General features: G+C 69.6%; 11 protein-coding genes. All 11 read right to left on the reverse strand.

Going from position 1 to position 7,425, the window contains the following annotated elements; all coding sequences use genetic code 11:
• Positions 1–665, reverse strand: a 665-nt coding sequence (locus J1M39_RS11370) for a LysM peptidoglycan-binding domain-containing protein (protein ID WP_206496810.1), incomplete at its 3' end; no start/stop codon positions are given.
• A 94-nt stretch (positions 666–759) separates the two neighbouring features.
• Complete coding sequence (locus tag J1M39_RS11375) at positions 760–1,962, reverse strand: hypothetical protein (RefSeq protein ID WP_163721744.1); 1,203 nt, start codon at positions 1,960–1,962, stop codon at positions 760–762.
• A gap of 248 nt (positions 1,963–2,210) precedes the next feature.
• Entirely contained in the window at positions 2,211–2,378 is a 168-nt protein-coding gene (locus J1M39_RS11380; protein ID WP_157571201.1) for a hypothetical protein, read from the reverse strand.
• Between the two features lie 164 nt (positions 2,379–2,542).
• Complete coding sequence (locus J1M39_RS11385) at positions 2,543–3,328, reverse strand: hypothetical protein (protein ID WP_135019327.1); 786 nt, start codon at positions 3,326–3,328, stop codon at positions 2,543–2,545.
• A 155-nt stretch (positions 3,329–3,483) separates the two neighbouring features.
• Positions 3,484–4,197 (reverse strand): hypothetical protein, encoded by a 714-nt coding sequence (locus J1M39_RS11390; RefSeq protein WP_061867360.1) that lies wholly within the window; start codon positions 4,195–4,197, stop codon positions 3,484–3,486.
• Positions 4,198–4,212: 15 nt separating this feature from the next.
• On the reverse strand, positions 4,213–4,629 hold the full coding sequence (locus tag J1M39_RS11395) for a pilus assembly protein TadG-related protein (protein ID WP_049159529.1): 417 nt from the start codon (positions 4,627–4,629) through the stop codon (positions 4,213–4,215).
• A 2-nt stretch (positions 4,630–4,631) separates the two neighbouring features.
• Positions 4,632–5,081: a TadE/TadG family type IV pilus assembly protein gene (locus J1M39_RS11400; RefSeq protein ID WP_031943860.1), complete on the reverse strand. Its 450-nt coding sequence runs from the start codon at positions 5,079–5,081 to the stop codon at positions 4,632–4,634.
• Positions 5,078–5,488, reverse strand: coding sequence for a hypothetical protein (locus J1M39_RS11405; RefSeq protein WP_031943861.1), 411 nt, complete (start codon positions 5,486–5,488; stop codon positions 5,078–5,080). Before J1M39_RS11405 ends, J1M39_RS11400 begins: the two co-directional genes overlap by 4 nt.
• Positions 5,489–5,531: 43 nt before the next feature.
• The gene (locus tag J1M39_RS11410; protein WP_061867359.1) at positions 5,532–5,714 is read right to left on the reverse strand and encodes a hypothetical protein; all 183 of its coding nucleotides are present in this window, start codon (positions 5,712–5,714) and stop codon (positions 5,532–5,534) included.
• Between the two features lie 99 nt (positions 5,715–5,813).
• Entirely contained in the window at positions 5,814–6,686 is an 873-nt protein-coding gene (locus J1M39_RS11415) for a hypothetical protein (RefSeq protein WP_061867358.1), read from the reverse strand.
• On the reverse strand, positions 6,683–7,425 hold a 743-nt coding region (locus J1M39_RS11420; protein ID WP_206496811.1), incomplete at its 5' end, for a type II secretion system F family protein. The genes J1M39_RS11415 and J1M39_RS11420, both read right to left, overlap by 4 nt.

Below are 7,425 nucleotides of genomic sequence, written 5' to 3' on the forward strand. Positions count from 1 at the left end.
GTCGCGGAGGTGGAGCCGGCGCCGGTGGGGCCATCGGGCAGCTCCACGGTCCAGCCGGTCATGATGTGGTCGGGATCGGTGAGGGTCTGGCCGTCGGCCTGGGGCGTGGAGCGCATCTGCTCGGCGAGCTCGCCCCACCGACTGCCCTGGCCCAACTCGTCCCGGGCGATGCCCCAGAGCGTGTCTCCCTCCTGCACGGTGTAGGTCCGCTCCCCCGCGGCGGCCGGGGTGTCCTGGGTCGTGTCCTGGGTGGTCTGGCCCTCCTGGGCCATGGCGACGGCGGCGGGAGCGGAGGCGGTGTCCTGTGGGGTCAGGGCGAAGGCGGGGCTGCCACCGCCGAGAGCGAGCACGGCGGCGATCAGCGCGCCGGCCAGGGCCTGCTGCGGGCGCAGCGCTCCGCCCAGGTTGGGGGTCTCGACGCGGCGGATGAGGCTGATCACCTCGACCACGAGCGAGTAGACGAAGGAGGCCCAGAAGCCCCACGCGATCAGGGGCAGCACGGTGCCCATCAGGAACGTGCCGCCGAAGTCGATGCCGGTCAGGGCCTGCTGGAGCTCGGCGGTGCTGGGGATGGGGTTGCCGACCAGCAGGATCAGGGCGGCGGGGATGCCGACCACCAGGGCGGTCAGGGCCAGCAGGGCCGCAAGGCCTTTGAGGGTGCGCATGGGGCGTGTCTCCGCTCGCGTGGGTAGAGGTCTTCACGGGGTAGAAGGCTGGGGCGGTCCCCCGATGTCCCTTCTAAGTTGATCTGAGGTCAGTTTAGGCGGTGAGGTGGGCCGCCTCAAGGCTGTCACGCTCCGCGCCACCTTGCCGGAACAGCATCCGCATGGCCGCCAGGGCCGCGATTCGATCCGGAGACTCCACTCCCGCGGCCGCCGCGCGCGCTCGCGCATCCGCCTGGCGATCCCGGTGCATCGCCTCGCGCGCCGCCTCCGCCCGCTCACGAGCTCGGGCAGAGGCTGAGGCGAGCACGAGCCCGCCGGGGTCCTTCCAGTGCTCCAGGCGCCACCGCAGGTAGCCGCGAGCTCGAGCGGCGTCCTGGCCGGCGTCCAGGCTGTGGAGCCGGTGCGCGCCCTGGGGGGTGTGGTCCAGGGCGTGGAGCAGGTCGGCCGGGGTCCAGCCGGCCTCGAGGAAGGGACGGATCAGCGAGCGGACGTCCCGGGCCGAGAGCACGCGCAGACCCAGAGCGCGATCCTGGACGGTGCGGGCGGCGGCCAGCTGCTGACGACGGGTGGCCACTGCACGGTTGCAGGGCCAGAGCTCGACGAGTCCGCGGTCGCGCGCGTGCGTGGTTCCTCTACGAGTTCTAGTAAGTGAATCCTCTAGCGAGGAAGGGTGCCAGTTTTTCTCCACAGCCCCACGGATCCGACGCTGACCTGCACGCTCCCGTGCTTCGGCCGCGGCGTCGGCACGGTGCCTGGCGAGGATCTTCTCCACGTCCAGGTGGGCGGTGCAGCACAGCACGTAGACCGCCGCCTCGTTGATCCGCTTGCCACGCTCGTCCGGGGTCGCGTAGGCGGCAGAGCGTCCGGCAGCGACGCGTCCGATCACCCCGTGTCGCATCAGCCAGGCGATGGCCGCGGTCACCGTCGAGGCGCTCCGGCCGATCATCTTCGCCAGGCGCTTGTGCCCGGGACGGGAGATCATCTTCGACCAGTCCGCGCAGGCCGCCAGCGCACCCACCAGAGATTCCATCAGCCGCCGACGGGTCCGGGAGAGGCCCTGCCAGGCAGGCAGTGCCCGCAGGGCGGGAACGGCGTCGCCCAGGTGCTCCAGACGCCGGGAGCCGGCGGGCACCGCGGCCAAGATCACGTCGATGTCGCCCTCCCGGGCACGCGAGGGCCGGCGCCAGTTCTGACGGCACGGATTCGTGATCCGACCCCGCACGGGCCGGGCCGGCTTCCGGCGATGACGCAGCAGCCGGGCGAGGGTGGACTCCCCCAGGCACGGCGCCGAGGACACGGCCGACGGGAGGGGGGACGTGTCGCGGAGAGGGATTTTGGGTAGACTTGGGCACGACAAGAGCGACGTACCTCCTTCCAGGGAGGGACAGAGCCGGATCCCTTGGCGGGGATCCACCCGAGATCGAGAGCTTCACTGGCGAGTGAGAAGCAGCTCTCGAACAACTGAAATCTTCAGACCGGCACCCTTGGCGGGGTGCTAGTCGCAAGAAGGCGGTTCCGTTGGCGCGGGGCCGCCTTCTTGCATGCTCAGGCGATCTTCACGTCGAAGGCCTCCTGTCCGTTCGACTCGGGGACCTCGTTGGCGTCGAGGTCGGCCAGGATCAGGGATGCGACGTAGTCGGTGACGGTCTCGCCCCGGTAGTCCACGCGGGCGTGCAGCTTCTCCTCGTAGGACCTGGGGAGCTTCGTGGTCACGCTGAAGCGGTCTCCCTTGGACGGGCGACCGCCAGTGCGCCTGGTGGGGCGAGGGTTCGACGGGGGCGTGCGCATGGTCACAGAGTATCCCAATCCGATTCGTCCGAGCCTGCATCTGGAAACAACACGCCGGGGCAGACCAAAGGCCTGCCCCGGCGCGCACGTTACGGCCGCACGTTCAGCGCCTGGAACTCGCCGATCCGCACGTCCTGCGAGGAGCGCGTGAGGGTCTCGATCACCCCGGACTGGCCCTGGGCGGTCCACTCCACGGACCATGTCGTGATCGCCGTGACCTTGTAGGTGGGGTTGGACATCTTCATGTACGTGTGCCCGCAGTCCGGGGACTCCTGCTTGCCGAAGCGGTCCTCGTAGACGGTGCCGGGACCGTCGCAGACCACCTGCGTCCCATCGCCCATGTCCCAGGTGACGTGCACCGGCCGCGCCGTGGCCTGCACGGCGATCCCGTTCACGTCCTTGGAGACCGTGTACGGCCCCCACGCCTGCGGATCGTCAGGGTTCCCGACCCACATCCACGCCGGCAGACCCACAGCACCCGTGCCGTTTTCCGCCACCGGGTACGGCACCATGCCGATCTCGATGCCCTTGAGCTGCATCTCCTTCACGACTGTCTGGGCGGCCTGGCGGATCTCCCCCGGCCCGGCCTGCGTGGAATCCATCCAGCGCGTCTTCACTGGCTGACCGAGCGTCAGCCCATCGCTCGGGTTGCACTGCTCCCACGCGCCCCGTTCTGGATCCTTGCCCGCCGGCGGAGTCGGCTGCGGCGACATGTTCACCCACACGCAGTCATTGACCGGGTCGTAGTTCACGTCACAGCGGTACGGGACGCTGTCGCCAGGCAGAGGCTCGTTGATCTCGCAGAAGTTCGCCCGCTTCGGGGCCTTCCCGTCCCGGCCCAGCACGGGCTGCGCGTTCTGTCCCTTACCCGGCACCGTGGCCTCCACCAGGCAGCTAGAACCCGTGCTGCCTGCACGGCATCGCCCATCAGCGGTCGTCCCCGTGGCCTGGGCCGCTGCCCCCGTCGCGCCGACGAGAGCGCTCGCGGTCAGAACCCCCGCGGCCGCCATGGCGGCCCACCTGTTACGGGTCAGCACGAGGTCTCCTCCGGTCCGTTCAGCGGAGGCAGCTCGCTGGAGACGACGCTCCAGACGCCGTCGTCCTCGTTCCAGAGCACCGCGTACTTCACGATGAACCGCTGCGTGGCGCCGGTGTCCACAGGCTTGCCATCCTTGCCGGTGATCTTCACACCCGAGTTGTCCTCGCACACGCGCAGGTTCACCGAGGCGTTCTCGACCAAGGTGCCATCAGCATGGACGGACGGGCCCGCCAGGCCGTCGATCAGCTCCACCTTCGAGGCGCCCCGGTAGGTGGCCCCCGTGGCGAGCGTCTTCTCCACGTTGGCCTTCTGCTGAGTCAGCTCGCCCTGCTGTGCCGCCACGGACAGGCGATCCGCGTTCTTCGCGTCACCGCTGTTCAGCACGTCCGACGAGACCGTGTAGAGCAGCTCAACCGCCTTGAACGCGCTCGCCTTCGCCTCCTCCTGGCCCCCCGGCTTCTTCGAGGTGACCGGCTTGTACTCCGGCAGCGCAGACGACGACGCGCTCGTCGAGCTCGAGGAAGCGGAGGACGAAGACACGTTCGCGGACGACGACCCGTCCTCGATCGGCGCAAGCGAAGACTGCGAGGCGCTCGCGGACGTGGAGTTGCCACCCGGCGTGCCACCGCCGTTGCAGCCGGTGAGCGTGAGCGCCAGAGCCAGGACGGCTCCGGTGTATGCGGTGGTCTTGGTGACGCGGCTCATGGTGTCTCCTTGCGGTCAGCGGGTGTTCGAGTGGATCTGGGCGGTGCCCTGGCCGTGGCCGGTCAGGACGCCGGTGGGGATGAAGCGTGGGGTGTAGGGGACGTCGACGTCCACAGTGACCTTGGTGGGGGTGACGTTGACGGTGCCGGTGGCTCCGGCTTCGGCGATCATCCCCTGGGCGGCGCGCGCGGCGGCCGCTCTGTCCAGGGTGATGTCCTCGCCGCGGGCGGCTCCGGCCGTGGTGCCAGCGTTGGCGCCGGCGCGGGCGGCCTGGTGGGCGATGGTGACGGCCTCCTCGGAGGCGCGCACCTTGCCGTTCCAGTCGATGCCGATGCCGAAGCCGACGAGCACGATGATGGGGACGAGCATCAGGACCAGCAGGGAGGACTCTCCGTGCTCGCGGCCGAGCCAGGCGCGGAAGCGGGCGATCATGCTCAGCCCCTCTCTCGATAGGTGTCCACGGGGGACGTGGCGTCGGCGGTGATGGTCCAGGACCCGGGAGTGCCGGGGATGGCCAGGTCGGAGAGCGGCACCGTGCAGGTGATGGTGGCGGAGACGGACCCGGGGATGCCGGGGGCGTTGCGCAGGGCGGAGGTGTCCAGCGTGATGTTCTGGGAGCCGCACGTGAAGTCGGTCTGGTCCAGGGTCATGCGGGCGGACTGGCGCGCATTGGACTCGGCCTGGCCGGGGTTGCGGGCCAGGGTGGCCTCGCGGGCGGCGACGCCGGCCGCCGACTCGATGGAGGTCTGTGCTGCTCCGATGCGGCCGCCCATGACGGCGATGGCGATGAGCAGTCCGATGGCCGGAGCCACGATGAGCAGCCCGACGCCGGACTCGCCGCGCTCATCACGCAGCCAGGCCAGGGACGTGTCGCGGAGGTTCACTTGACCACCCTCTCGACGGGCCCGGTCACGGACCGGGAGACGGACGGGCTGATCCACTGCCCGGTGTAGGCCGGCGCGGTGCCGGTGACGGTGACGGTCATCCGCTCCCCGGTGGTGCTGATGTTCACGGAGGCGCCCTGGAGGGTGCCCGAGTGCTGGGAGATGACCTGCTGGGCGGCCGCCTGGCCCTCGGCGCTCGAGCCGCCCATGACTCGGGAAGTTGCGTAGGCCGCGTTGGCCGCGGACTGGGCCACGGTCGAGGCCTGGTAGTAGGCGCCGGCCTGGGGGACGAGGAACACGAGCAGGAGGGCCACCGGCACGATCAGCAGCGAGGCGATGTTCGAGGAACCCGTCTCGTTGCGTGCATGGGCCTCGAGGTGCGCTCGAAGCGGTGCCGTGATGTTCATGGTGACCCCCCTGCTCGTGGTGTTCCGTCCCTGGCTGGTCTAGTCAGCCCAGCTCGCCGACCTTGTTGGTAGCGAAGGTGTTGATGCCGGCCCAGACCAGGGCGGCCAGCACGACGGCGGCGAGCACGCCGAGGATGATCTCGATGGTCTCGGCGCCGGCCTCGTCCTCGTGCTTGTCCTGGATCCAGGCGCGGAGGATCAGGTACTGCTGCATCAGCTTGTTCATGGTGAGTCCCCTCGTGTGGTGGAAATGGCCTCGGGACGGTCCCGATGCGGGTGGGTGGGTGGATGGGAGATCACGATCTCCGGGAGGAGCTCGCGCGTCTCACGCGCTCATCAGCGTCAGCATCAGAGGGGTGAGGACGATTAGCGTGAACATCAACGCGATGAACATGATGATGTTCTTCATGCGGCCGGAAGCCTCATTCTCACGGGCTGCCTCGGCGTTGAGCATCCGCACGCGCATGTTGCGACCCAACGCGCGCAAAGGCTCGTAGACGCTGGCCCCATTGTCTCCGCTCAGGCGCATGATGCGGGCGGCATCGGTGAGCTCGGGGACGTGGAGCTGCGTGGCCAGGGTCTCCAGGGCGGTCCAGGGCTGGACCTTGGTGAAGCGAGCCCGGACCAGTTCCTGACGGATCCGCTGGAAAGCCCAGGTGTCGCCGATGGCGGCTGCGTTTTCCAGAGCCACCGTGGGCTGGGCGTTGCGGCCGCGCTCAGAGGCCAGCAGCTCGACGAATACCGCGACCGCGCGTGCGAAGTCAGTGCGTGCCTTGGTCGCTCGCTTGCGGGCGGCCGAGTCAGGTGCCAGCCAGGCGACGGCGGCGACGAGCAGGCTGATCAGCAGGGACAGCCACAGCGGCAGGGAGTAGAGCACCTGTGCGGCCACGCTCAGGGCGAGGCAGACCACGAACACGAGTGTGGCGCCGTAGATCTTGGCCCAGGTGTGGCGGCTGCGGGTGGTGCCCAGGATGTCCAGGTCGGCGTCGGTGAGGCCGTTGACCAGGGCCGGCGGCAGCGTGCGCATCGTCCACTGCGAGGCCCGCTCCTGCCAAGAGAGCGCGCCGCCTCCGGAGGTGCTGGTCACGATGCCGTCGAAGGCCGCCGCGCGCAGGCGCGGACGCTGGGGCAGCAGGGGCCAGATCAGCGCGGTCGCGGCCAGGCCGAACAGCATGCCGGCGATGATGATCATCATCATGACGAGCTCCTAGCGGTCAGCAGGCGGACCTGCGGCGGCGGGGCTACCACGCGGGTCATCCAGATGATGAGCCCTGCGGTGACCAGAGCCAGGACGAGGTAGAGCGCCTGGCCCAGCGGGGTCTGGTAGGCGGCCATGGGCCCGCCCATTCCGGGGACCAGGCACAGGGAAATCACCACGATGGTGATCACGATGCGGGCCTCACGGCGGGCGCCGGCGCGGTCGGCGTAGATGGCCCGGCGCTTGGAGACCTCTTCCTCCACGGAGGTGGAGAGGTCGTCCAGGGCGTTCGCCAGGCCCTGGCCGCGCTGATTGGCGGCCAGGATCAGCTGCATGACGACCAGGTCGCCGGTCTGGTCTCCCCATTCCAGGCCCAGGCGCTTGAGGGCGTCTGCGGTAGGCCAGCCGGCCTTGATGCGGGCATTCATCGTGGCGATCTCGTCCCGGATCAGGTCGCCGGCGTTGGGCATGGAAGCGGCCAGTGCGGTCTCCAGGGAGGTTCCTGCGACGATCAGGCCGGAGAGCGAGCGCGTCCACATCTCCATCTGCGCCAGCTTCTCGATCTGGGCCGATCCCCCGCCGGAGCCGAAGGCCAAGCGCAGGAGGATGACGGCGCCGGGCAGGGCGACGAGGTAGACGAGCAGGCCGGTGAACAGCGCAATGAAGAAGCCCACGGCGGCGGCGATGCCCACCATGATCCACGTGTTGCGGTCCATGCGGCGGCCGAGTCCCTTGAGGG

This window comes from Micrococcus sp. KRD077 (genome assembly GCF_017168505.1).
In the GTDB taxonomy this organism is placed as follows: domain Bacteria; phylum Actinomycetota; class Actinomycetes; order Actinomycetales; family Micrococcaceae; genus Micrococcus; species Micrococcus luteus.

Coding starts and splice junctions, on each gene's coding strand:
- J1M39_RS11390 (WP_061867360.1), bottom strand. CDS start 4,197: ATGAGCCGCGTCACCAAGACCACCGCATACACCGGAGCCGTCCTGGCT.
- J1M39_RS11395 (WP_049159529.1), bottom strand. CDS start 4,629: ATGATCGCCCGCTTCCGCGCCTGGCTCGGCCGCGAGCACGGAGAGTCC.
- J1M39_RS11405 (WP_031943861.1), bottom strand. CDS start 5,488: ATGAACATCACGGCACCGCTTCGAGCGCACCTCGAGGCCCATGCACGC.
- J1M39_RS11410 (WP_061867359.1), bottom strand. CDS start 5,714: ATGAACAAGCTGATGCAGCAGTACCTGATCCTCCGCGCCTGGATCCAG.
- J1M39_RS11415 (WP_061867358.1), bottom strand. CDS start 6,686: ATGATGATGATCATCATCGCCGGCATGCTGTTCGGCCTGGCCGCGACC.